The sequence below is a fragment of the Methylobacterium sp. AMS5 genome (genome assembly GCF_001542815.1).
Taxonomy (GTDB): domain Bacteria; phylum Pseudomonadota; class Alphaproteobacteria; order Rhizobiales; family Beijerinckiaceae; genus Methylobacterium.
Genome location: NZ_CP006992.1, coordinates 1 through 22,228, shown reverse-complemented (window position 1 = coordinate 22,228; position 22,228 = coordinate 1). Strand labels below are relative to the sequence as shown.

Genomic DNA, 22,228 nt, shown 5'->3' with positions numbered 1-22,228 from the left:
TCACGCCGAACCGCCGGAAAGCCCCGGGGCCGGGGCATGGGCCGGTTCCGCGTTGACTTCAATTTACGCGTACCACAATACAAATCAAACGAAAGGACCGTCCCGCCTCCTCATAATGCGTTCTTAATCCACTTCATTATCGCAAAATTAAAACTCAATGTGCTCTCTGATTGGTGTAAAATCACCAATGGATCGCAAGCCAGCAATGGACGGAACGGCAAGATGAGCGGCTCAACCCAGAGAACCACGCACCGCTCGGCAGTCGTTTGTCTTACGGCTCTGGGCGTTCTGTTGTCCTTCCCCACGGTCTCGTCGGCTCAGCAGTCGAACGCTGCTTCAGTGCCTGCCGGCCAGTCGATCCCAACCGAGGTGGCGGTCGAGTACGCGACGATCGGTTCGACCGCTCTTCCGATTCGGATCCTGGGTCTCAACGGTGGCGTATCCGGAGCCAACGGCCAGACCGCGTCCAATCAGCAGGTCGGCAACGCCAACCGGACGGACATCCGTCAGAGCGGCGGCGGGAACGCGGCAGCGGTTCAGATTTTCGGCGACGGCAACACGGCAGCGATCACGCAGCAGGGCCTTAACAACACCGGACAGGGTGCCCTGACCGGATCGAGCATCCGCTTCGATCTCCAGCAGAGCGGGCTCGGCAACAGTGCCAATCTGAGTGTCAACGCGCCCACGGGCGCGAACCTCACCGCTGGCGCGAACGTCCAGGTTCGGCAGGACGGCAATGGCAACAGCCTGACAGGCTCCGTCCCGGGCGCGGCCGAGGTCGTTGTCAATCAAATCGGCAATGGCCTTTCGGCCGATGTGAGCCAAGTCGGTGCCGCCAAGAGCATCAACGTCCTGCAAGTCCGCACCCGCTGAGGCGGGGATGCAGGCAGCTTGAGAAAGTGAGACCCCACCATGAAAACATCTTTCCTGGCGGCAAGTGCTCTGCTGGCGCTCTCGGCAGGTCCGGTTCTGGCGGGCAATCTGATCCATCAGCCGATCAACCCGGCCTTTGGTGGGAGCCCGCTCAACGGAGGCTGGCTGCAGAGCGAAGCCAACGCTCAAAACATTCCACAAGCCCGTGAGCAGCGCCTGAACCAGATCTTCTCCAGCCAGACCGGCCGTGCCGGGCAAACGCTGACCCAGGGGCAGATCTTTGCCCAGCAGTTGCAGTCACAGCTCTTCAGCTCACTGGCCAATCAGATCACGCGGGCGATCTTCGGCGAAAATGCCCAGCCGAACGGAACCTTCGAGTTCCAGGGCACGACGATCAATTTTGCACGCGAAGGGGCGAATGTCCGCATCGTCATTTTCGATGGCACGACGACCAGTACGGTCGTCGTACCATCGGGTCCTTGAACACCGCTGAGACCGAGTTCGCCGAGTCTGCAAAAGCGTCAGGTTCAACTCGGACGCAATAGATGCGGTGTTCGCGCCACGATAATCCGAAGGTTGCGACAAGCAGCCCGGTCATGGTTGGGATTCTTGATCCTTATGTGGGCTGAAAAACTCTCGATCCGACGTCTTGCCGTCGGTGGTCTTGTGAGCGCCGCGCTCGGCTTGGGCGGCTGCGTCCCCGTCGGCGGGCGCGAGCCGCTCAACGAGGCACCGACCATCACCGAGACGTCGCCGACCGGGCTCGACCTCGCCCTGCTGCCGCCGCCAGTGAAAGCGGTCGATCTGGCAGTCTACAGCTTTCCGGATCTGACCGGGCAGAACAAGCCCAGCGACAACTTCGCGGAGTTCTCCCGTGCCGTCACACAGGGCGGCGCGGCCTTCCTCGTCGATGCCCTGCGTCGCACCGGCAGCGGACGCTGGTTCCGGGTGGTGGAGCGCGGAAGCCTCGCTAACATTCTCCAGGAACGGCAGCTCATCCGCGCCACCCGCCAGGAATTCGATCAGGACCAGGCCAAGCCGCTTCCGCCGATCCGCTTCGCCGGCCTGCTGGTCGAGGGTGGCATCCTCGCCTACGACGCGAACTTCGTCACGGGTGGAATCGGGGCTCGCTATCTCGGGATCGGCGGCGATATCCGCTATCGGCGCGACGTCGTGACGGTCGGCATGCGCATCGTATCCGTCCAGTCGGGCGAGGTGCTGACGAGCGTCACGACCACGAAGACGATCTACTCGATCGGGCTTGCGACCAACACGTTCCGCTACGTCGCGGTCAACAAGCTGTTCGAGTTCGATGCCGGCGTGACGCGCAACGAACCGACGCAATTCGCCGTGCGCGAATCCATCGAGTTGGCCGTCTACTCGACCCTGATGGAAGGCGTGCGAAAGGGATTGTGGAAGTTCCGCGATCAGGACGTCGGGCAGCGCCTGCTTCAGCAATATATCGAGCGCGACAAGCCGCTTCCTGCCGCGAGCGCGAGCGTCGAGGTCGTTCCGGAAGCCGTCGTGGTCGCGAAGAACTGAGACGATGTGTGACAGGCATCCCTGGCGGGGGCTGGCACTGGTCGCAGCCGTCCTGTTCACGTCGCAGGCAAAGGCCGATGCCCGTGGCCGCCTGCCGATTCTGGATTTGACGGCCACAGTGCAGGTCACGGCCGCGATCGAACCGCCGCTCACGGTCACCGTTGCGATCGTCCAGAAGATCGCGCCGGAGTTGCCGGTTTCAGCGATCTCGACCCTCGTTGCCCAGGCCGCCCTCAGCGCCGGCGTTCCTTCCGATTTCCTCCTGCGGCTGCTTAAGCGGGAAAGTGGGTTGAACCCGATGGCCGTGAGCCCGAAGGGCGCACTCGGCATCGCGCAATTCATGCCGGCGACGGCGGCCGAGCGTGGTCTCGGCGATCCCTTCGATCCGGTTCAGGCGATCCCCAAAGCGGCCGAATTGCTGCGCGATCTCCGGCTGCGATACGGAAATTGGGCCTTGGCGGCGGCTGCCTACAATGCCGGCCCCGGTCGGGTCGACGCGTGGCTGAGCGGCCGCCTCGACCTTCCAAAGGAGACCGTGGACTACGTTGCCAACGTCACCGGCGTGAACACGCCGGCTTGGACGGAGGCGTATCGTCCGTCCGGGACCGGCTGGCCGCTCCGGATCGCGTCCTTCGCGGCGCCGCTGTCCCCGTTCGGCCCGGCGGCCGATTTGGCCGCGATCCGGATATCGAGTCGCCAGGAGGCATCGGCCGAGGGGAAGAACGCGACGGGACCAGCGGGCGGCTCGATCGCACCGCTCTCGACGGCTCAGCTCCGCGCCGCGGCCGGCGGTGTTCTGCGATCGTCGGGCGGAGCAAGTGGCCCCTGTGCCGCCCTGCTCAGCCCCGGCGCGCAATGTTTGAACTACAGCCGGTATTGATCGGCCGCCCGTGCCCTGCCGCACGGCGCCGCCGTGGGAAGAGCCGCGAGCGATCCGCTCGCGGCGAGGAGCCGGGTATCAGCGGCCCTGTCTGACAATGATCTGGTTGAACGATCCGGACTGCGCGATGACCGCCGCGTTCGAGTTGCCGCTCTGCATCACGCGGATGAGGTTGCCCGTACCGGTCTGCGTCGCGTCGATGCGATTGTACTGGCCATCCTGCACGCCGTAGAAGGCGTTGCCCTGCACGCCGCTTCCGGTCGAAGCGTCGAGGCTTGCCGAGACGCGATTCATGGTGTTGCGCAGGGCACCGTTCTCGATGTCCTGCATCGTCGTGTCGGATCGCGCCATCAGGGCCGACATGTCCTGCGCTTGCGCGGATCCCGTGATCTGCATCACGGCAGCGCAAAGGGCGATGGTCGCAACGATTTTACGCATTGAAAACGGTCCTCACGTTCGGCTGAGGATCCCGTCGTCGTGTTAAGAAACGCTGAATTCGCACCGCCCCGCCCACAACCAGCAGTCGCCGCAAGGCCATGCACAAAATCCATTTGCACCGTCATCCTCGCCGCGACACCTGATGAGAGCTGCAATTCGGATCTAAAACCCGGTAAATTCGGGTTATGAAACTTAAAAAAATTTAGATAAAGTTAGCGAATTCCTAAGCACATAAGAGAATAAAACAGACACATTCGCAGCAGCGGCGGCGTTGCAACAATTAAAATTATTTACCTATGCCGGACGCGCGGCTGAAGCCAAGTTGAGCGCTGTCCGGTACGCGTGCCTGCGAGAAGCGAAGGCTACCGCGATCCGCCCGGCCCCGGCGGTCTAAGGTAAGCTCTCTACAGGCGATAGGAAGCCGAGGGACGCGAATTGCGGAGGCTTGAGCGGGGCCGCAGCGGTAACCTTTCGGTAAACAAACATCCTTAACAGAATTCTCGAATGGCCGACTGGATGTGGTTCGGGCGGTTGTTGCCGCTTCGCTTCGTGTCCAGCGGTGCGCTTCTCATGGAAGCATGCCTGGCGGGCGGCGAAGTCTCGACGACGCCGATCGTTATTCGGACCGGCGCTCTCATGGATCACCGGTCGAGGTCTGCCGACCGTATCGTTGGAAAGCCATTGCCATGCCGGAGACGATCGAAACGCGCAAAGGGGCAACCGGTAAGCCGATCGCGCAACCCTCGCCCGTCGAGATGCTGAAGCAGGCCGTCGCCGGTGGCCCGAAAGCTGGTGCAAATGCGACGCCGCCCGCAGCCGCGCCGACGCGGAAGTCGTTTCACCTCGGAGCCAACGGTCGGCTTGCCGCAGCAAGCGTGGCCGCCTTGGTTGGCGGCGTGTGCCTGGGCTTGGTGGCGACCCCTCAAGAACGATCCGGCACGGTGCTTGCTCAGATCCAGACCGAGCTGTCGGCCGGGCGCTCGGAAGCGGCCAGGTTCGCACAGGAGATCGACCGGCTTGCCCGTACGGTGACGGCCCTGCACGAAGCCAGCGACGTTGCTCGCAGTGAGACTAAGGCGCTCGGCCACACCGTGACGGATCGGCTCGGCCGCACCGAGCAAGCGCTCGATAAGCGACTGGCGAACCTGTCCGAGACGATGGCCCGGGTCGAGCGCGATCAGGCTGAGCGCATGACGAGCGCGATCGCGCAGTGGGAGAAGAAGCTGCAACCGGTTGCCGCCGCCGCTCCCGCCAAATCCGAGCCGAAGCCCGAGGCGCGCGCGCCGGAGCCGACACAGACCGGAAGTCTTCCCGACAAACCGAAGACCAACACCCTCGAAGGCTGGGCGCTGCGCGATGTCTACGACGGCGTCGCGATCCTCGAAGACCGCCGCCGTCAGCTCGTTGAAGTGGGACGGGGAGATGCGGTACCCGGCATCGGCCGGGTCGAGGCGATCGAGCGCCGGGGTCGGCAGTGGGTCGTGGTCACCCGCCAGGGGGTCATCACACCCCAAGCCTGGTAGCGTCGATTCGGGGAGCGGACGGGCCGTCAGTTCACCGGTAGAATATCGACCCGCTTGAGAGCACCAAGCGTCGTGCCCGGCACGGCGGGTACCAACTCAGCCAGCATGGTCGCCCGCTCAATCCGCATCCGGCCGCGCGCGCGTGCCTCCTCCTGAGCCGTCGGCGTCGGGCGGAGGACCATGGCGAGAAGCGCTTCGCCTTCGCCCTGCTCGGTCAGATACTTCCCATCGAAGACTGGCATGACCCGCTCCCACCCTCGGTGAGGGCACGCGGTCTACGAGCGAAAGCTCGACCGTGTGTGGAGAACTAACAAAACGGGGATAAGTTCCGCCAGTTCTTCAATCTTCACCGCGCCTTCATATTTGCGGCGCAACAGACCTTACTGCGGTGCAAAGCCGCACACCAGGTCGACAATAGTCGTACAACTCAGGTTTGCGGCAGCGCCAAAAGATTTGCTGGAATGCCACGAAAACCCGTTTCGACTTTGTAGAGGTGACCCGCCATCGGCTCGAGCCTCGGATCGCGACCGCGAAGACAGGTCGTGACATAGAGCGTCGAGAGGTCGTCACCGCCGAAAGCGCATTTCGTGACGAGCGATGTCGGCATCGGCACGACGTACGCGACGCGGCCGTCCGGGTCGAAACGGGTGATGCGGCCCGCACCATAATGGCAGATCCAGAGGTGACCCTCGGCATCGAGCGTCAGACCGTCCGGCTTGCCCCAGCTCTCTTCGAAACGGATCAGCGGCCGCGCTTCGCCGATCCGCCCGTCATCGAGAGGGTGAACCTGCACAAGGCCGTTCGCGGTATCGATCGTGTAGACACGCCGGCCGTCAGGGCTGACGACCGGACCATTGGTCACGGCGGCACGGCTGCCGAACGTCTCGACCCGCGCTCCGTCCCAACGGTGGAAGCCACCGGTCTGCGCCTTCTCCTCGTCGTCCATGCTTCCGAAATAGAGCCAGCCATCCGGCCCGGCATTGCCGCTGTTGAGCCGATTGCCCGCAGGGTAATCGTCCGGATGGACGAGTGGCGTACGTGATCCGTCCGAGAGCCGCAGGGCGGCGACACCGGACTTGAACCCCGCGACGACGCGATCAGGATCAGGCGTCAGAACGGCGAAGCCGATCTTCTCGTCGAGCGGAAGCCGCACGGCCTCGCCCGTAGCAGGCCAATGCTGCCAGATCGCCGGGTTCTCGATATCGACCCACAGCAGTGACCCGTCACGGGCATCCCAGACGACCTCCTCACCGAGGGTGCAGCCGCAGGCGACCGCGACGCGCGGCGTATGGGGATGAACGGGTGGGGTCATCGAGGCTCCGGCACGCTGAAGGGCGGCGCTTTCAATGTCTCTCACGAAACTGCCGCCGCGCTGTCATCGCCGGAGCGAGAACGGTCAGAGACCGGGAGTTTTGTGAGGCACGCTAAACCCCGCCTCGATCAACGCGCTGCGCCCGCGCTTTTTCCTTCATCGGATGGGGGCCGGTTCGAAACCTGCGGTCCTACCGGGTCGCCTCCGCGACGAACTCGGCATTGATGGCAAAAGCGGCCATCGCGCCTTCCGCGGCGGCCACGACGGCGAATTGCACACGGCGGGACGCATCACCGGCGACGTAGAGTCCGGGCACGTTGGTCTTCTCGTACTCGCGGGTCGGAACCACGCTGCGGGTCTCGTCGAGTTCGCAGCCGAGTTGAGTGATGAGCGGGGAGGGACTGCAGGCGAACGGCATCAGGAAGAGCGCCGTGCAGGCCGTCTGGCTTCCGTCGCGGAAGCGGAGGCAGGTGGGCCGCGATCCGTCCCCTTCCAGCCGTTCGATCTCCGCCTCGATCACCCGCACGCCGTTTCGGGCGAGCCGATCACGGTCCTTGTCGGACAGTTCGCCGTCGTGACCACTCGTGCAAAGGGTGACGTCCTGGCTCCAGCCGGTCAGTTCCAGCGCGAGCCCGCAGCCGCCATGCCCACGCCCGTAGACGACGAGCGGGCGGTCGCGAACCTCGAAGCCGTCGCAATAGGGGCAGGAATGCACGCCCGTGCCCCAATAGGTGTCGAAGCCTTCGATTTCGGGGATGTCCTGCGCCAGGCCCGTCGCAAGGATCAGGCGGCGCGCCCGCTCAACAGTACCGTCGGCCTGGATGACGGTGAAGCCGTCGGCGTCACGCGCGGCTTCCGTCACCGCAACATCACGGCACTCGACAGTCTCGTAGCGGTCGAGGTCGGCCCGGCCCTGTGCGCGCAGATCGAAGGGCGGGGTGCCATCACGGGTAAACAGGCCCCAGGTGCGGGGCGTCGCGGCGTTGCGCGGCTGGCTCGCATCGCAGAGAAGAACCTTGCGACGAGCCCGGCCGAGGATCAGGGCGGCGTTGAGCCCGGCCGGGCCGCCGCCCACGATGATGACGTCGTGCATGCTGATCTCCCGGCGAACCCGCCGGGGATCAAGCCTCGTGATCGCAAAAGAGTTTCCGGAAAAGGGCGACGCTCAGGCGGCGCTCTTCACCGGCACGCCCTTCTCGGAGAGGAACTGCTGCAGCTCACCCGACTGGAACATCTCGCGGGCGATATCGCAGCCGCCGACGAATTCGCCCTTCACATAGATCTGCGGGATCGTCGGCCAGTTCGAGAAGGCCTTGATGCCCTCGCGCACCGCCATGTCGTCGAGAACGTTGACGCCCTTGAACGGCACGCCGAGGTAATTGAGGATCTGAACGACCTGACCCGAGAAGCCGCACATCGGGAATTGCGGCGTGCCCTTCATGAACACGACCACGTCCTGCGAATCGATCTCGTTCTTGATGGTGGTGTTGGCGTCGGTCATCGCACGGTCCTCGTTGTCTCTTCGTCTCGGTCAGGTGTGAAATCAGATCTGACCGCCTGATTTCAAGATCGGCTCAATCCTGCGGGACGCCCGTGGTGAGCGCAAGGGCGTGGAGCACGCCCCCCATCCGTCCCTGGAGCGCGCCGTAGACCATCTGATGCTGGGCGACACGGGTCTTGCCCTTGAAGGCGGCGGAGATGACGGTCGCCGCGTAGTGGTCGCCGTCGCCCGCCAGATCCTTGATCTCGACGTGCGCGTCGGGCAGCGCCTCGCGGATCATCGACTCGATCTCGCGCGCATCCATCGGCATTGGGGGCTCTCCGCTCGCTTTCGTCTCGTTACGCCGCAGGTGCGGCCGGCTGGCTCGCCATATAGGCGGGGAACCAGCCTTCATGCGCGGCCTTCAGCTCGGCCACGGATATGGTCTCTTCGCCCGGCAGCACCAAGCTGTCGCCCGCGACGATGCCGACGGTCGAGGCGTCGATGCCCTGCGCCGAGGCGCTGTAGAGAAGGTCGGATGCCGCTTCCGCCGGCACGGCGATCAGGTAACGACCCTGATCCTCGCCGAACAGGTAGGCATGGACCGGCACGCCCTCCGGCGCCGCCGGCAGAGCCGCGCCAAGGCCGCCGGCCATCGCCATCTCGGCCAAAGCCACGGCGAAGCCGCCGTCGGAGAGGTCGTGCACCGTGTCGGCGATACCGGAGACGATGAGGCTGCGCACGAAGTCGCCGTTGCGGCGCTCGATCGCCAGGTCGACCGGTGGCGGCGCCCCCTCTTCGCGGCCGGCGATCTCGGACAGGTACAGCGACTGGCCGAGCCAGCCCTCGGTGCGCCCGATCAGCACCAGCACATCGCCCTCACGCTTGAGCGCGACCGTGGCGTGGCACTCGACATCGTCGATGACGCCGACGCCGCCGATGGTCGGGGTCGGAAGGATGCCGACGCCGTTGGTCTCGTTGTAGAGCGAGACGTTGCCGGACACGACGGGGAAGTCGAGGGCGAGGCAGGCCTCGCCGATGCCCTTCAGGCAGCCGACGAGCTGGCCCATCACCTCGGGCTTCTCCGGGTTGCCGAAGTTGAGGTTGTCGGTGATCGCAAGCGGGCGCGCGCCGACGGCCGTGATATTGCGCCACGCTTCGGCGACCGCTTGGCGTCCGCCCTCGACCGGATCGGCCTCGCAGTAGCGCGGCGTCACATCGGTGGAGATCGCGAGACCCTTCGGCCCGTCCTCGACCCGGACGATGGCGGCGTCGCCGCCGGGCTTCTGCACGGTGTTGCCGAGAATGAAGTGGTCGTACTGCTCGTAGACCCAGCGCTTCGAGGCGAGTTCGGGCGAGCCGACCAGACGCTTGAGCGCCTCCGCGTTCGGCACGCTCGCCTCGACGCTTGCCGCAGCGATCACCGGCTGGTGCGTGTTGGCGATGTGCGGGCGGTCGTAGAGCGGGGCCTCGTCGCCGAGTTCCTTGATCGGCAGGTCGGCGACGGTCTCGCCGTGATGCTTGATGACGAAGCGCAGCGTATCGGTGGTGTGGCCGATGACCGCGAAGTCGAGGCCCCATTTCACGAAAATGGCCTGCGCCTCGGCTTCCATGCCGGGCTTGAGCACCATGAGCATCCGCTCCTGGCTCTCCGAAAGCATCATCTCGTAGGGGGTCATGCCCTCTTCGCGGGTCGGCACCTTTTCGAGATGCAGCTCCACGCCGAGATCGCCCTTGGCGCCCATCTCGACCGCCGAGCAGGTGAGACCGGCCGCGCCCATGTCCTGAATCGCGATGACGGCGCCCGAGGCCATCAGTTCCAGGCAGGCTTCGAGCAGGAGCTTCTCGGCGAAGGGGTCGCCGACCTGGACGGTCGGGCGCTTGGATTCGCTCGACTCGTCGAACTCCGCCGAGGCCATGGTGGCGCCGTGGATGCCGTCGCGGCCGGTCTTTGAGCCGAGATAGACGATCGGGTTTCCGACGCCGGTGGCGGCCGCGTAGAAGATCGCGTCGGTACGGGCGAGGCCCACCGCCATGGCGTTAACGAGGATGTTGCCGTCGTAGCGCCGATGGAAGCCGACGAGGCCGCCCACCGTCGGCACGCCGAAGGAATTGCCGTAGCCGCCCACGCCTGCGACGACACCCGAGACGAGGTGGCGGGTGCGCGGATGGTCGGGCGAGCCGAAGCGGAGCGCGTTGAGCGCCGCGATCGGCCGCGCGCCCATGGTGAACACGTCGCGCAGGATGCCGCCGACGCCGGTCGCCGCGCCCTGGTAGGGCTCGATGAAGCTCGGGTGGTTGTGGCTCTCCATCTTGAAGACACAGGCGAGGCCGTCGCCGATATCGATCACGCCGGCATTCTCGCCGGGCCCCTGGATCACGTGCGGACCGGTGGTCGGCAAGCCGCGCAGGTGCTTGCGCGAGGACTTGTACGAGCAGTGCTCATTCCACATCGCCGAGACGATGCCGAGTTCGGTCAGCGTCGGCTCGCGGCCGACGAGGGCGCGGAAGCGCTCGTACTCGTCGGGTGTCAGGCCGTGCTGGCGCACCAGCTCGGGTGTGATCGGAACATCGTTGCGAAACATCCGAAGGCCCTGTCCCAAACCGTTGCCGCAAATCGATCCGATCCCTCAACCGGAACCGGCCGACGGCGAGCCGAACGGGCTCGCTGCGGCGGAAATGACTTTGCGCATCGCTCTAGAGCGGATCAGGACCGGCTGCAAAGGGCGTGCGCAGCCGTGGTCTGATTGCGTACAAGCCGGCTGTGCCTTTTCCCTACGTAAATTCGGCGCTGGCCGTCGCAGGCCGCTGCGTCCGGCACCGCTCCACCGCCGCATGGACGGGCTCCGGCCCGGCGACGAAGGCGACGTAATCGAAGGCCTTCGGCTCTCGGCTCGACATCAGGAGCTGGAAATGCATGCGGAACAGGTTCCAGCGCCGCCGCGCCACGAGCGCCGGCTCGATCAGATCCTCGATCTCGACGCGCATCAATGCGAAGCGGCCGGGGGGCGGCGCGGGCAGGCCGGAGGCGCTGAGCGGGTCGCGCAAGTGAATCGAGAGCCAGTCCCAGCTCGCTCGGATGTCGAGCCAGCCGATCGCCGTGTCGCGGCCGATCCGTCCGAGGGAGCCCCGCGCCTCCTGGGCCAGCGGGTCGAGGGTGAGCCAGGGAATGACGCTGCCGAGGGTCACGAGCGTCACCGGCGTGCCGCGTCGGCCGAATTCGGGATCGGACTTCAGGATGCGGTCGAGGCACTCGAAGGCGAGGAAGCTCGACGAGGAATGGCCGATCACCACGATCTCGGAGGCCCGTCCCTCCGCCGCGCGGATGCGCTCCGCCCAGGCGCCTGAGCGCTCGCGCATCGCCGTTTCGCGCCCCGAGGCGTGATCGTGAGTGAAGGCGGTATCATCGACGAGATGCGTGACGTAGAGCGGCTTTCCCCGCGTCAGATGGGTCACCAGGGCCAGGTTCGCGTAGGCGAGCAGCGGGACGAGGGCGATGCCGGCGAGCGTCGGCAGCGCGGCGAGCGGTGTCAGCGTCACCGCCGCGACGGCGAGCGCGAGGCTCGCGAGAACGAAGACCAGATAGAACTGGTGGACGCTGACGATGACCCGATAGAAGCGCCGCGCCTCGCGCTGGAACTTCCGCAGGTAGCCGGAGCGCCAGAGCCGCCACCATAAACCCGGCAGGCGCGTGAGCCGGCGCAGGTTGGAGCGGGGAAACCGGTCGCGGACGATGTCGTCCCAGCGCAGGAGGCTGTAGCGCACCCGCGTCGCTTCCCCCTCGGCCTCGCTCTCCACGTCCCAATCGAGGCTGATGCCGTCGGCGGACCGGATTGGATCGCCGACCGAGATCGCCATGCCGCGCCGGTCGGCCGTGATGCGGCTCTCGCGACGGAACAGACCCCAATAGGTCTCCGGTTCGCGGGGATCGAAGCCCGGCAGGTAGAACACCTGCCGCACGGGATGCGCGTCTACGGATTCAGGAATGGCGGACCGCCGTTTGTCTCGACCGATGGCGGGGCGTGCAGACGACACGCCCCTTCGCCCGCTGCCTACACGATGCGGCAGGGCCGGGGCGAGGGCAAAACGCCGACGGCCCAGCCTCAGGCGGCGTCCAGCCACTCCCGGAGTTTGGTCCAGCGACGCCGCGAGGCGCCTTCGCGGATCGCCATCGCGAGGGCCCGGCGCTGGCCGATCAGCACGACGAGGCGACGCCCACGGGTGACGCCGGTATAGAGCAGGTTGCGCGCCAGCATCGTGCGGTGCTGCGTCACCACCGGAATCACCACGGCCGGATATTCCGACCCCTGCGCCTTGTGGATCGTCGTGGCGACGGCCGGCACCAGCGTGTCGAGTTCGTTGAACGGGTAGATCACCGCGCGACCGTCGAAATCGACCACGAGCGCTTCGTCATCCGCATCGATGGCGCTGACCATGCCGAGGTCGCCGTTGAACACGTCGCGGTCGTAGTCGTTGCGGGTCTCCATCACCCGGTCGCCGGGGGCGAAGCGCCAGCCGAAGCGCTCAACCTCCGCCGATGGCGACGGATTCAACACGCGCTGAAGGGCGTTGTTGAGGTTGCGACTGCCGAGCGAGCCGCGGATCATCGGCGTCAGCACTTGGATGTCCCGGGTGGGATCGAGGCCGAAGCGGCGGGGGATGCGGCGGGTCACGAGTTCGATCAGCGTGTCCACGCCCTCGTCCGCGTCCTCGATCTCGACGAGGTAGAAGTCGCTCGGCTCGCCCTTGGCGGGTGCGGTCGGCATCCGCCCGGTGTTGATGCTGTGGGCGTTGACGACGATCCGGCTCTGCGCCGCCTGACGGAAGATCTCGGTGAGGCGCGCCACCGGCACGGTCCCGGAGGCAATCACGTCGGCGAGCATCTGTCCCGGCCCGACCGAGGGCAGCTGATCGACATCGCCGACGAGGATCAGGCCCGCCCGCTCCGGTACGGCCTTCAGCAGCGCATGCATCAGCGGCACGTCGACCATTGAGGTCTCGTCGATGACAAGCAGATCGCAATCGAGCGGGTTGTCCTCGTTGCGCTGAAAGCCGCCATTGCGTGGGTCGATCTCCAGTAGACGGTGGATGGTGCGTGCTTCTAGCCCGGTCTGCTCGGCCATGCGCTTGGCCGCCCGGCCGGTGGGGGCGGCGAGCAGCACCCGCACGCCCTTGGCGGTGAGGATGCGAAGGATCGCATCGAGGGTGCTGGTCTTGCCGACGCCGGGCCCGCCGGTGAGAACGCAGAGCTTCGAATGGAGCACCAGCCCGACCGCCTCGGCCTGCGAGGCGGACAGCGTCTTTCCCGTCTTCGCCTCGACCCAGGGCTTGGCCAGAGCGAAGTCGATCGCAAGCCAAGGTGGCAGTCCGGCGGCGCGCTCGGCCAGCCGCATCGCGATGGCGCGCTCGGCGCCGTGCAGGCCCTTCAGGAACAGGCAGGGCTCGCCGCGAAGCGTATCCGCGACAACCTCCCGGCCCTCGCGCAGGGCGAGCGCCGCGGCGAGCCGGACGAGGTCGGGCGCGACGTCGAGAAGGTCGGCGGCCCGGCGCACCAGCCGCTCGACGGGAAGCCCGCAATGGCCCTCATCCATCGCCGTCTGGAGCGCGTAGGAGACACCGGCGGCGAGCCGCTGCGGCGCGTCCCGGGCGAGGCCGAGGCGCAGGGCAATGGCGTCGGCCGTGCGGAAGCCGATGCCACGGATGTCGCGGGCGAGCCGATAGGGATCCTCGGCCATGACCTTCAGCGAATCTCCGCCATAGGTGCGGAAGATCCGGGTCGCTCGCGCGGTGCCGACGCCGTGGGCGTGCAGGAAGATCATGATCTCCCGCACGGCCTTCTGCTCGGCCCAGCCCTTGACGATGCGGGCGGCGCGCTTCCGGCCGACGCCCTCGACCTCGGTGAGGCGCGCGGGCGCGGCCTCGATGATCTCGAACACCGCCTCGCCGAAGCGGGCGACGATGCGCTTGGCCATCATCGGGCCGATGCCGCGCATCTGACCGGAGGCGAGGTAGCGCTCGATGCCCTCGATCCCCGTCGGCGGCGTCACTTGGAGCGTGTCGGCGCGGAACTGGAGGCCGTGCTCACGATCCGTGACCCATCGCCCGGAAGCCGTCAGCCACTCGCCCGCGGCGATGGCGGGGGCATGGCCCACCACCGGCACGAGGTCGCGCCGGCCGCGGGCATGGACCTTGAGCACGCAGAAGCCCGTCTCGGCGCTGTGGAACGTCACCCGCTCGACCGAGCCGGCGAGCATGTCGAGGGAAGCGGCGCCATCGATGGCTGAGGAGCGGAGGGGCGTATTCATGCGCTCGATCCGTCATGGTTTCGAAAGGACACCTCCTTTCGCGGGTCCAGGGCAGAGCCCTGGGATACGCCGGCACCCCGCCGAAGGGCTTGCCCTTCGGTAAAATCCCTTCACGCAGCGCGGCTGCCGCGTCCGCCCTTCTTGGCCGGCGGCCAGCCGAGGGCCCTGAGCCGCGCCTTGGCGTAGTCGCGCACCTCCTCGCGGGTGCCGTGCGGCATGGCGTTGAGGATGCCCTGCGTGCGCTCGTCGAGCATCAGATCGGTCACCGCGTTGATCGATTCCGCCTCGTCGATCAGGCGCTTGAGGTCGGCTTCCTGCTCGGTCACCTCATCGAAGGCCGGCGGCGCGTCGAAGTCCTCGTCCACCGCGCGGATCGCCATCGGTTGGTTCTGGCGGAACTCGTCCGCCTCCTCCTCGGAATAGACGAGGCCGTGCAGCTCGATCAGCTTGAGGATCACCCGGTCCTTCGCCCGCTTCTCGGCCATGGCGTAGACATAGGCTGCCTGCCGAGCGGAGACGCGATAGTTCACATTGACCAGCGCCTCACCGATCGACCACTCGACCCGCTCCTCGCCGGCCTTCTCGCCGGGCATGTGGCCGGTGACGAGGATCACCGCCTCGTCGCGCTCGCTGCGCAGAAGGGTCGGCGGATCGAAGCGGATCTTGGTGTGGGCGGCGATCCGCTCCAGGGTCTTGTGGTAGATCACGGCGGTGCCCTGCACGCGCCAGACGTTGCCCGCGAAGGGCTCGCCGAAGCGAACGAGGATGTCGGCGATCTGCTTGTCGGCCGTTCTCATGGTGCGCTCCGAGGCTGTGGACAGACGAAGTGCGCGGAGCCGCGCCGCCCTCGCTGACGGCGCGTGTTCGCCATATGTTCTTGTGGATAATATGTGGATAACTCAGCGTGACGCAAATCGCGCGACCTGCGGCGGGAGGTCGCGAGACGGCATTTCGGGCGAGGTTTGCGGTCGATTCGCGCCGAGAGGTCAGCCAGCTCGCTTCGCGTCGGCCAGGAATTCACGGATCGTGTCGGTGAAGCGCTCGCCATAAGCCTCGCGCTTGCGCTCGCCGACGCCATGGACGGTTCGGAGCGCCCAGAGATCGACGGGTTTTGAGCGCGCCATCTCGATCAGGGTGCGGTCGGGGAACACCATGAACGCGGCGATGCCCTCCGCCCGCGCGATGGTGGCGCGAAGGCCCCGCAGGTGCTGGAACAGCGCTTCATCCGCCTCGCTCAGCGCATTCGCCTCGTCGTCGCGCGGCGCGGCGCGGCGGCTCCTCGGCTCGGCCTTCTTCGGCTCCGGATCGGGCCTGACCTCGATCGTCTCGCGGCCGAACAGGATGGCCTCGCCCTTGTCGGTCATCACGAGGCCGCCATAGCCGTCGGTGTTCTCGGCGACCGCTCCGGCCGCGAAGAGCTGGCGCAGTAGGGCGCGCCACGCCGCCACCGGCTTGTCGTTGCCGACGCCGAAGGTTTTGAGCGCGGCGTGACCGTTACGACGGATGGATTCGCTCTCCTTGCCATGCACGACGTCGCAGACATAGGCCGCGCCGAAGCGCTGCCCGGTGCGGACGATGGCGGAGAGCAGCTTCTGGGCCGCCACAGTCCCGTCGATGAGGGAGACGCCGCCGCGGCACAGATCGCAGCGCCCGCAGCGCTCGCTCGCCTCACCGAAATAGCCGAGCAGCGATTGGCGGCGGCAGGCGGCGCCCTCGCACAGAGCGATCATCGCCTCGAGCTTGCGCCGTTCGACCCGGCGGCGCTCCTCCGAGATCTCCTTCTCGTCGATCTGGCGGCGGCGCAGCGCCATGTCGTCGAGGCCGTAGAGGGTCAGGGTGTCGGAGGGCAGCCCGTCGCGGCCGGCGCGGCCGATCTCCTGGTAATAGCCCTCGATGTTGGTCGGCATGTCGGCGTGGCAGACGTAGCGCACATCCGGCTTGTTGATGCCCATGCCGAAGGCGATCGTGGCAGTCATCACCACGCCGTCCTCCTGGAGGAAGGTGTCCTGGTTCCTCGCCCGCGTGCCCTGGTCGAGCCCGGCATGGTAGGGCAGGGCGTTGAAGCCGTCCCCCTTGAGAGTATCGGCGAGCTGTTCCACCCGCTTGCGCGAGGAGCAGTAGATGATGCCGCTCTCCGCGCGGCGGTCGCGCAGGAAGCGCTCCAACTGGCGGGTCGGGTTGTCCTTGGGCTGGAAGGTCAGCCGGATATTGGGCCGGTCGAAGGAGTGGACGAAGGTTTTCGGAGGGCGTCCCGCCGGAAACAGCCGCTCGGCGATCTCCGCGCGGGTCGCGGCGTCGGCGGTGGCGGTGAGCGCCAGGGTCTGCACGTTGCCGAGCGCCTCGCGGGCGCGGGCGATCTCGCGGTATTCGGGGCGGAAATCGTGGCCCCATTGCGAGACGCAGTGGGCTTCGTCCACCGCGAGCCGCCGCACGCCCGCCCCGCGCAGCGCCTCCATGCAACCGTCCATCAGCAGCCGCTCCGGCGAGACGAACAGCAGGCGCAGTTCGCCGGAGCGGATCTTGCGCCACGTCTCCCGCGACGCCGTCTCCGCGATCGTCGAGTTGAGGGTCGCGGCCTCGATGCCGAAGGCGTGCATCTGCTGCACCTGATCGTGCATCAGCGCGATCAGCGGCGAGACCACGACCGTCAGCCCGGCATCGACCAGGGCCGGCAACTGGTATGTCATCGACTTGCCCGAGCCCGTCGGCATCACCGCGAACACGTCCGTGCCGTCGAGGACGGCGCCGATCACCTCGTCCTGGCCGGGACGAAAATCGTCGTAGCCGAAGGTTTTTTTCAGCGCGGCACGGGCCTCGTCGAGGCGAGCTGTCATCGGATCACTTGCGATAGGCGAGGGGCGAAACGAACGCCCGCTCCGGCTTACGGACGAGCGGCGGGGCAACCGCTTGCGGCGGTCCGGGCGAGAGGCCGCCATGCCCGCGGACATAAGCAGCGGCCGTGGAACGACGCGCCGGGAAGCTGGCATCGCCGGGGCGCGCAAGCAAGACCGCGGTGATGACCAAACCTCACGACGCGGCCGGCACGAGGCGGCCATCCGTCACGCCGATCAGGTCGGCCCGGCCTTCCAGCTCGGCGAAGAGCGCCGGGTCGGCGCCCGTCATCCAGACCTGTCCCTCCAATGCTTCGAGGGCATCGAACAGCCCGCCGCGGCGACGCGGATCGAGATGCGCGGCGACCTCGTCGAGAAGGATGAGGGGCGCGAGCCCGCTCATCGCCCGCACCAGGCGGGCATGGGCGAGCACGAGGCCGATCAACAGCGCCTTCTGCTCGCCGGTCGACGCGGTGGCGGCGGGCACGTCCTTGGGGCCGTGGCGCACGACGAGGTCGGTCGTCTGCGGCCCGATTAGGGTGCGGCCGGCCGCGCGGTCGCGGTTGCGGCCCTGCATCAGCGCGCGGCGAAAGCGATCCTCCGCCTCCAAAGCCGGCCAGACCGCGACGAGATCGTCGAGGTCGCCCTCCAGCCGGAGCGAGGCCCACGGAAAGGGCGCCGCATCGTCCCGCGTCTCGGCGATCAACCGGTCGAGACGCTCCACCGTCTCGCGCCGGGCGAGCGCCACGGCAACGCCGAGCTCGGCCACCTCGCGCTCGACCGCATCGAGCCAGCGGCCGTCGTCCGGCCGCTCGTCGAGCAGGCGGTTACGCGAGCGCAGGGCCCGCTCCATCGCCGATACCCGGGCGCCGTGGCCGGCATCGACGGCGAGTACGAGCCGGTCGAGGAAGCGGCGCCGGTCGCCGGCCGCACCGCGGAACAGCCCGTCGAAATCCGGCGTCAGCCAGACGATGCGCAGGAATTCCGAGAAGGCGACGGGGGAGGGGGCAGTCGCGCCGTCGATCCGGCAGACCCGCGTGCCGCGCCCGTCGTAACCCGGCGGCTCGTAGCCCGAGCCGAGCCGGTGCTCGGCCTCCGACGCTTCGAGCGTCGCCGACACGGCGAATCCGCCCGGTCCACCGAACCGCGCCATGGTCGCAAGATCGGCCCGGCGCAGGCCGCGACCGGGGCAGAACAGCGAGACGGCCTCCAGGATGTTCGTCTTGCCCGCCCCGTTCTCGCCGACCAAAGCCACGAAGCGGCGTGTGGTGGCAAGATCGAGATCGACGTGGTTGCGGAAGTCGCGGGCGATCAGGCGGGTGAGGCGGGGGCCTCCCGGCAGCATGTCCATGTGAGCGATATATCCGATCCGGCCGCGGCCGGAAGCGGACTCACACGCGCATCGGCATCAACACATAAAGCGCCGGGGCGCCGTCGCGGTCCTGGATCAGCGTCGGCGAGCCCGGATCGGCAAGCTTGAACAGGGCCGTGTCGCCCTGGAGCTGCGCGGTGATGTCGAGCAGGTAGCGGGCATTGAAGCCGATATCGAGGGCGGAGGCCTCGTAATCGACATCGAGTTCCTCGGTCGCCGAGCCGGCATCCGGGTTGGTCACGGACAAAGCGAGGCGCCCCTCGCTCACGGCAAGCTTCACGGCGCGGCCACGCTCGGACGAGATGGTCGAGACGCGGTCTACCGCCTTGGCGAAGGCGTCGCGCTCCACCGTCAGGCGCTTGTCGTTGCCGGTGGGAATCACCCGCTGATAGTCGGGGAAGGTGCCGTCGATCAGCTTCGAGATCAGGACCACGCCGCCAGCAAAAGTCAGGCGGATCTTGGCCGGGGACAGCTCGACCTGCACGCTGTCGCCGCCATCGTCGACGAGCTTCTGGATCTCGGCGACGGCTTTGCGCGGGACGATGATGCCCGGCATCCCGCGGCTGCCCTCGGGAGCCTCGGTCTCGACGCGAGCGAGCCGGTGCCCATCGGTCGCCACCGCCCGCAGCTTCAGGGCGCCCTCGACCTCGAGGGTGTGGAAGTAGATGCCGTTGAGGTAGTAGCGTGTCTCCTCGGTGGAGATCGCGAACTGCGTCTTCTCGATGAGCTGCTTCAGCTCGGCCGCCGGAATGGCGAACGAATGCGGCAGCTCGCCCGCGGCGAGATCCGGGAAATCGCCCTCCGGCAGGGCGCCCAGGGCAAAGCGTGAGCGGCCGGAACGGATCGTCATCTGGCCCGACTCACCGGAGGTCTCCAGCGAGACCTGCGCGCCCTCGGGCAGCTTGCGAACGATGTCGTAGATGACGTGGGCCGGGACCGTGGTGGCGCCGGCATCGAGCACGTCGGCGGCGACGGTCTCGGTCACCTCGATATCGAGGTCGGTCGCCTTGAGCTGAAGGCCGTTCTCGCCGGTGCGCAGCAGGACGTTGGAGAGGATCGGAATCGTGTTGCGCCGCTCCACCACCCGGTGCACGTGGCCGAGCGATTTCAGAAGGGCCGCGCGCTCGACTGTGACTCTCATCGGAAAACCCGTCGTCTCTTGAACAATCGGCCCGCCCGCCGTCAATCAGGCCGGATAAGGATGTCGCTCACCCAACGCCCGTTCGGCCATCGCGACCGGAGAACGGGTCGGCGACCGGACGTTTCGCAAGGCACTCCGAAGCGGAACGGGGCCGGCAGCTTGGCGAAGCGCCCCCGCGAAGGCAAGGGCGGCATTCGCACTGTCCCGCCCCGCGACGGCCCCCGGCTCGGGAGGGCGGCCCGGAGCGGACAGGATCCGCAGCCGAGATGACACGCCCTCAAGGCGAGACCGGGACGAACCCGGCCCCGCCCAGCGCCGTCTCTCAGTCTTGGAGCATTCGCTTCAGCAGCTCGACCTCGTCGCCGAGCACCGCATCCTCACCGATCAGCTTCTCGATCTTGCGCACCGCGTGCAGCACGGTGGTGTGGTCGCGCCCGCCGAAGCGACGGCCGATTTCCGGCAGGGAGCGCAGGGTCAGCACCTTCGACAGATACATCGCGATCTGGCGCGGTTTCACCACGGCGGCGGTGCGGCGCTCGGACAGGATGTCGGAACGCGAGACGTTGTAGCGCGAGGCCACCAGCTTCTGGATGTCCTCGATCTTCACCCGCTTGGGCTCGCGGTTCTTCACGAGGTCGCGGATCGCGGTCTCGGCGGTCTCGACCGTGACCGGCGCGCCGGTCAGGGTCGCGTGGGCCAGGAGCCGGTTCACCGCACCTTCGAGGTCGCGGCCGTTGGCCGTGATCGCCCGGGCGACATAGGCCGATACGGCCGGCGAAACCTCGAAGTTCGGGTGGCTCTGGCGCACGGCGTCGAGCCGGGCGGAGAGGATCGAGGCACGAAGCCCCTCGTCGAGTCCGCCGATCTCGACGACGAGACCACCGGCGAGACGCGAGCGCACGCGCTCGTCGAGCGCTTCCAGCTCCGTCGGCGGCCGGTCGGAGGCGACCACCACCTGACGCCCCGAATCGATCAGCGCGTTGAGGGTGTGGCCGAACTCGGTCTGGATCGACTTGCCCTGGATGAACTGCACGTCGTCGAGGATGAGCAGATCGATCGCCCGCAGACGCTCCTTGAAGGCCAGCGCGTTCTGCGTCTTCAGGGCGTTGACGAAGCCGTACATGAAGCGGTCGGCGGTGAGATAGATCACCCGGCGCCCCGCCTCGCGGGCGGCGTGCCCGGCCGCGTGAAGCAGGTGCGTCTTGCCGAGGCCCACGCCGGCATGGACGTAGAGCGGGTTGTAGAGCGCGCCGTCGCTGTCGCTGCGGGCGATCCGCTCGGCAGCGGCATGGGCCAGCGCATTGGAACGGCCGACCACGAAGTTCGCAAAGGAGAGCCGCGCATCGAGCGGCGCGCCGTTGAGATCGACCGAGGCCGAATCGCCGCGGGGCGAGGCGATCTCGGTCTCGATCATCGGGCCGGGCCCCTGGAGGGCCGCCGGCGTCGCGATCGCATGGAGACGGTTCAGCGGCCCGCTCGTCGCGTTCGGCTTCGCCGATACGCCGGCACTCGGCCGGGCCGGGGCGGAGGGGCCGCGCACGCCGACCTCGATGCGGCTCACGCCGTCGGCCTCAGCGCGGAACGTGGTCAGCACCCGGTCGATGTAATGCGATTCGATCCAGCTCTTGAGAAACCGGGTCGGAACGGTGAGGCGGGCAACTCCCCCCTCCACATTCTCCAGTTCGAGGCGGGCGAACCAGCTTGCGAAGACATCCTCGCCAAGCTCCGCCCGCAGCCGCCGCTTCACCCGCGTCCAGGCGGCGGGAAGATCGACGCTTCCCCTGCCGTTTCCGCCATCGCCGTCCGACATGCTGCCGTCGAGGTGCATCACCGTGTCTCCTCGCATCCTCAGCCGGCGAACCGGAGGGGACGCGTACGCATACGCCACACCAGAGGAGGCGCCGCCCGATTCGGGCGGTGCCAAGAGTGGCCGCGGCGCTGTCAAGAGCGGCGTCGCGGCCCATCGCTAAAGATGGCTGTGTATCAACAATCCTCTATCGTTCTCCTAACAGCGGGACGATCGGGGAAAACATCTTCGCGCCCACCGAGTCGTCAGGCCGGGACCGAAGAGTCGAAGGCATGCCCGCAACTTGGGGACGACTCTGGGGGTGCCGGTGCTGATCTTGTCGAGCCGATCGCCCGGCAACGTTTTGTTAAGCTACACGGCCGGCATGGCACCATGCAACGGAAAGCACTTTGCGCGTGGTTAACGAAACCTGCACAGCGCTCCGAACAAGCGGGTGCAAGCGTCGATCCGGGATAACTCGGCGCGAACTGTGGAGAAGCGGTAGGGGTCGGTGCACAACCGCGACCGATCGAGCCTCGGCTTGGAATCTGACCTGGAGCTCGGCGAGGCCGCCCGGCTTCGTGTCCCTCACCGAGCGCAGGCTGCGTCGCCAGGCCCAGAGGGGAGACGATGGGTCATCGGAGGTTTTCTGAGCACTCCCAGCGGCAGCACCCTAATGAAGGGCAATCCGCATCCCACGTGACGGGCCATGGCCTGCGTCACGACTCACGGGGCGTACAGGCAT

Annotated in this window: 19 protein-coding genes; 5 read left to right on the top strand and 14 right to left on the bottom strand. The window is 67.2% G+C overall.

Annotated elements, in window-relative coordinates:
• Nucleotides 1–36 precede the first annotated feature (36 nt).
• From Y590_RS25235 to Y590_RS00080, 4 genes are all read left to right on the top strand, one after another.
• Entirely contained in the window at nucleotides 37–873 is an 837-nt protein-coding gene (locus tag Y590_RS25235) for a hypothetical protein (protein WP_083530708.1), read from the top strand.
• 39 nt (nucleotides 874–912) lie between these two features.
• Complete coding sequence (locus tag Y590_RS00090) at nucleotides 913–1,356, top strand: curli assembly protein CsgF (protein WP_060768108.1); 444 nt, start codon at nucleotides 913–915, stop codon at nucleotides 1,354–1,356.
• A gap of 135 nt (nucleotides 1,357–1,491) precedes the next feature.
• A complete protein-coding gene (locus Y590_RS00085; RefSeq protein ID WP_060768107.1) occupies nucleotides 1,492–2,415 on the top strand; it encodes a CsgG/HfaB family protein in 924 nt (307 codons plus the stop codon).
• A 4-nt stretch (nucleotides 2,416–2,419) separates the two neighbouring features.
• Nucleotides 2,420–3,295 (top strand): lytic transglycosylase domain-containing protein, encoded by an 876-nt coding sequence (locus Y590_RS00080; protein ID WP_060768106.1) that lies wholly within the window; start codon nucleotides 2,420–2,422, stop codon nucleotides 3,293–3,295.
• Between the two features lie 78 nt (nucleotides 3,296–3,373).
• Here the strand turns inward: Y590_RS00080 and Y590_RS00075 are convergent, their stop codons facing one another.
• A complete protein-coding gene (locus tag Y590_RS00075) occupies nucleotides 3,374–3,733 on the bottom strand; it encodes a curlin repeat-containing protein (protein ID WP_060768105.1) in 360 nt (119 codons plus the stop codon).
• A 686-nt stretch (nucleotides 3,734–4,419) separates the two neighbouring features.
• On the opposite strand from Y590_RS00075, the gene Y590_RS00070 reads away from it, so the two are divergent.
• Entirely contained in the window at nucleotides 4,420–5,256 is an 837-nt protein-coding gene (locus Y590_RS00070) for a hypothetical protein (RefSeq protein WP_060768104.1), read from the top strand.
• A 26-nt stretch (nucleotides 5,257–5,282) separates the two neighbouring features.
• Here Y590_RS00070 and Y590_RS00065 read toward each other — a convergent pair whose 3' ends face one another.
• The 13 genes from Y590_RS00065 to dnaA form a co-directional block, all read right to left on the bottom strand.
• The gene (locus tag Y590_RS00065; protein ID WP_060768103.1) at nucleotides 5,283–5,498 is read right to left on the bottom strand and encodes a hypothetical protein; all 216 of its coding nucleotides are present in this window, start codon (nucleotides 5,496–5,498) and stop codon (nucleotides 5,283–5,285) included.
• Nucleotides 5,499–5,683: 185 nt separating this feature from the next.
• Nucleotides 5,684–6,568: an SMP-30/gluconolactonase/LRE family protein gene (locus tag Y590_RS00060; RefSeq protein WP_060768102.1), complete on the bottom strand. Its 885-nt coding sequence runs from the start codon at nucleotides 6,566–6,568 to the stop codon at nucleotides 5,684–5,686.
• 190 nt (nucleotides 6,569–6,758) lie between these two features.
• Nucleotides 6,759–7,661: an NAD(P)/FAD-dependent oxidoreductase gene (locus Y590_RS00055; RefSeq protein WP_060768101.1), complete on the bottom strand. Its 903-nt coding sequence runs from the start codon at nucleotides 7,659–7,661 to the stop codon at nucleotides 6,759–6,761.
• A gap of 72 nt (nucleotides 7,662–7,733) precedes the next feature.
• Entirely contained in the window at nucleotides 7,734–8,069 is a 336-nt protein-coding gene (gene grxD, locus Y590_RS00050) for a Grx4 family monothiol glutaredoxin (RefSeq protein WP_060768100.1), read from the bottom strand.
• Nucleotides 8,070–8,142: 73 nt separating this feature from the next.
• Nucleotides 8,143–8,379: a BolA family protein gene (locus Y590_RS00045; RefSeq protein ID WP_003601036.1), complete on the bottom strand. Its 237-nt coding sequence runs from the start codon at nucleotides 8,377–8,379 to the stop codon at nucleotides 8,143–8,145.
• 28 nt (nucleotides 8,380–8,407) lie between these two features.
• A complete protein-coding gene (purL, locus tag Y590_RS00040) occupies nucleotides 8,408–10,633 on the bottom strand; it encodes a phosphoribosylformylglycinamidine synthase subunit PurL (RefSeq protein ID WP_060768099.1) in 2,226 nt (741 codons plus the stop codon).
• 190 nt (nucleotides 10,634–10,823) lie between these two features.
• A complete protein-coding gene (locus tag Y590_RS00035) occupies nucleotides 10,824–12,008 on the bottom strand; it encodes a hypothetical protein (RefSeq protein WP_060768098.1) in 1,185 nt (394 codons plus the stop codon).
• 143 nt (nucleotides 12,009–12,151) lie between these two features.
• The gene (recD2, locus tag Y590_RS00030; protein ID WP_060768097.1) at nucleotides 12,152–14,353 is read right to left on the bottom strand and encodes an SF1B family DNA helicase RecD2; all 2,202 of its coding nucleotides are present in this window, start codon (nucleotides 14,351–14,353) and stop codon (nucleotides 12,152–12,154) included.
• A gap of 110 nt (nucleotides 14,354–14,463) precedes the next feature.
• Nucleotides 14,464–15,150 (bottom strand): hypothetical protein, encoded by a 687-nt coding sequence (locus Y590_RS00025; RefSeq protein WP_060768096.1) that lies wholly within the window; start codon nucleotides 15,148–15,150, stop codon nucleotides 14,464–14,466.
• A gap of 189 nt (nucleotides 15,151–15,339) precedes the next feature.
• Entirely contained in the window at nucleotides 15,340–17,187 is a 1,848-nt protein-coding gene (gene recQ / locus Y590_RS00020) for a DNA helicase RecQ (protein WP_060768095.1), read from the bottom strand.
• A gap of 193 nt (nucleotides 17,188–17,380) precedes the next feature.
• Nucleotides 17,381–18,535, bottom strand: a complete 1,155-nt coding sequence (gene recF / locus Y590_RS00015; protein WP_060768094.1) for a DNA replication/repair protein RecF — start codon at nucleotides 18,533–18,535, stop codon at nucleotides 17,381–17,383.
• Between the two features lie 40 nt (nucleotides 18,536–18,575).
• Complete coding sequence (dnaN, locus tag Y590_RS00010; RefSeq protein ID WP_060768093.1) at nucleotides 18,576–19,697, bottom strand: DNA polymerase III subunit beta; 1,122 nt, start codon at nucleotides 19,695–19,697, stop codon at nucleotides 18,576–18,578.
• Nucleotides 19,698–20,019: 322 nt separating this feature from the next.
• Nucleotides 20,020–21,525 (bottom strand): chromosomal replication initiator protein DnaA, encoded by a 1,506-nt coding sequence (gene dnaA / locus Y590_RS00005; protein ID WP_060768092.1) that lies wholly within the window; start codon nucleotides 21,523–21,525, stop codon nucleotides 20,020–20,022.
• Nucleotides 21,526–22,228 lie beyond the last annotated feature (703 nt).

What these genes read in the sequence shown, in the direction of transcription:
- Y590_RS00080 (WP_060768106.1), top strand. Translation starts at nt 2,420, where the DNA reads ATGTGTGACAGGCATCCCTGGCGGGGGCTGGCACTGGTCGCAGCCGTC.
- Y590_RS00075 (WP_060768105.1), bottom strand. Translation starts at nt 3,733, where the DNA reads ATGCGTAAAATCGTTGCGACCATCGCCCTTTGCGCTGCCGTGATGCAG.
- recD2 (WP_060768097.1), bottom strand. Translation starts at nt 14,353, where the DNA reads ATGAATACGCCCCTCCGCTCCTCAGCCATCGATGGCGCCGCTTCCCTC.
- Y590_RS00045 (WP_003601036.1), bottom strand. Translation starts at nt 8,379, where the DNA reads ATGCCGATGGATGCGCGCGAGATCGAGTCGATGATCCGCGAGGCGCTG.
- Y590_RS00085 (WP_060768107.1), top strand. Translation starts at nt 1,492, where the DNA reads ATGTGGGCTGAAAAACTCTCGATCCGACGTCTTGCCGTCGGTGGTCTT.
- recQ (WP_060768095.1), bottom strand. Translation starts at nt 17,187, where the DNA reads ATGACAGCTCGCCTCGACGAGGCCCGTGCCGCGCTGAAAAAAACCTTC.
- dnaN (WP_060768093.1), bottom strand. Translation starts at nt 19,697, where the DNA reads ATGAGAGTCACAGTCGAGCGCGCGGCCCTTCTGAAATCGCTCGGCCAC.
- Y590_RS25235 (WP_083530708.1), top strand. Translation starts at nt 37, where the DNA reads ATGGGCCGGTTCCGCGTTGACTTCAATTTACGCGTACCACAATACAAA.
- dnaA (WP_060768092.1), bottom strand. Translation starts at nt 21,525, where the DNA reads ATGCACCTCGACGGCAGCATGTCGGACGGCGATGGCGGAAACGGCAGG.
- purL (WP_060768099.1), bottom strand. Translation starts at nt 10,633, where the DNA reads ATGTTTCGCAACGATGTTCCGATCACACCCGAGCTGGTGCGCCAGCAC.
- Y590_RS00025 (WP_060768096.1), bottom strand. Translation starts at nt 15,150, where the DNA reads ATGAGAACGGCCGACAAGCAGATCGCCGACATCCTCGTTCGCTTCGGC.
- Y590_RS00065 (WP_060768103.1), bottom strand. Translation starts at nt 5,498, where the DNA reads ATGCCAGTCTTCGATGGGAAGTATCTGACCGAGCAGGGCGAAGGCGAA.
- Y590_RS00055 (WP_060768101.1), bottom strand. Translation starts at nt 7,661, where the DNA reads ATGCACGACGTCATCATCGTGGGCGGCGGCCCGGCCGGGCTCAACGCC.
- recF (WP_060768094.1), bottom strand. Translation starts at nt 18,535, where the DNA reads ATGGACATGCTGCCGGGAGGCCCCCGCCTCACCCGCCTGATCGCCCGC.
- Y590_RS00090 (WP_060768108.1), top strand. Translation starts at nt 913, where the DNA reads ATGAAAACATCTTTCCTGGCGGCAAGTGCTCTGCTGGCGCTCTCGGCA.
- grxD (WP_060768100.1), bottom strand. Translation starts at nt 8,069, where the DNA reads ATGACCGACGCCAACACCACCATCAAGAACGAGATCGATTCGCAGGAC.
- Y590_RS00060 (WP_060768102.1), bottom strand. Translation starts at nt 6,568, where the DNA reads ATGACCCCACCCGTTCATCCCCATACGCCGCGCGTCGCGGTCGCCTGC.
- Y590_RS00070 (WP_060768104.1), top strand. Translation starts at nt 4,420, where the DNA reads ATGCCGGAGACGATCGAAACGCGCAAAGGGGCAACCGGTAAGCCGATC.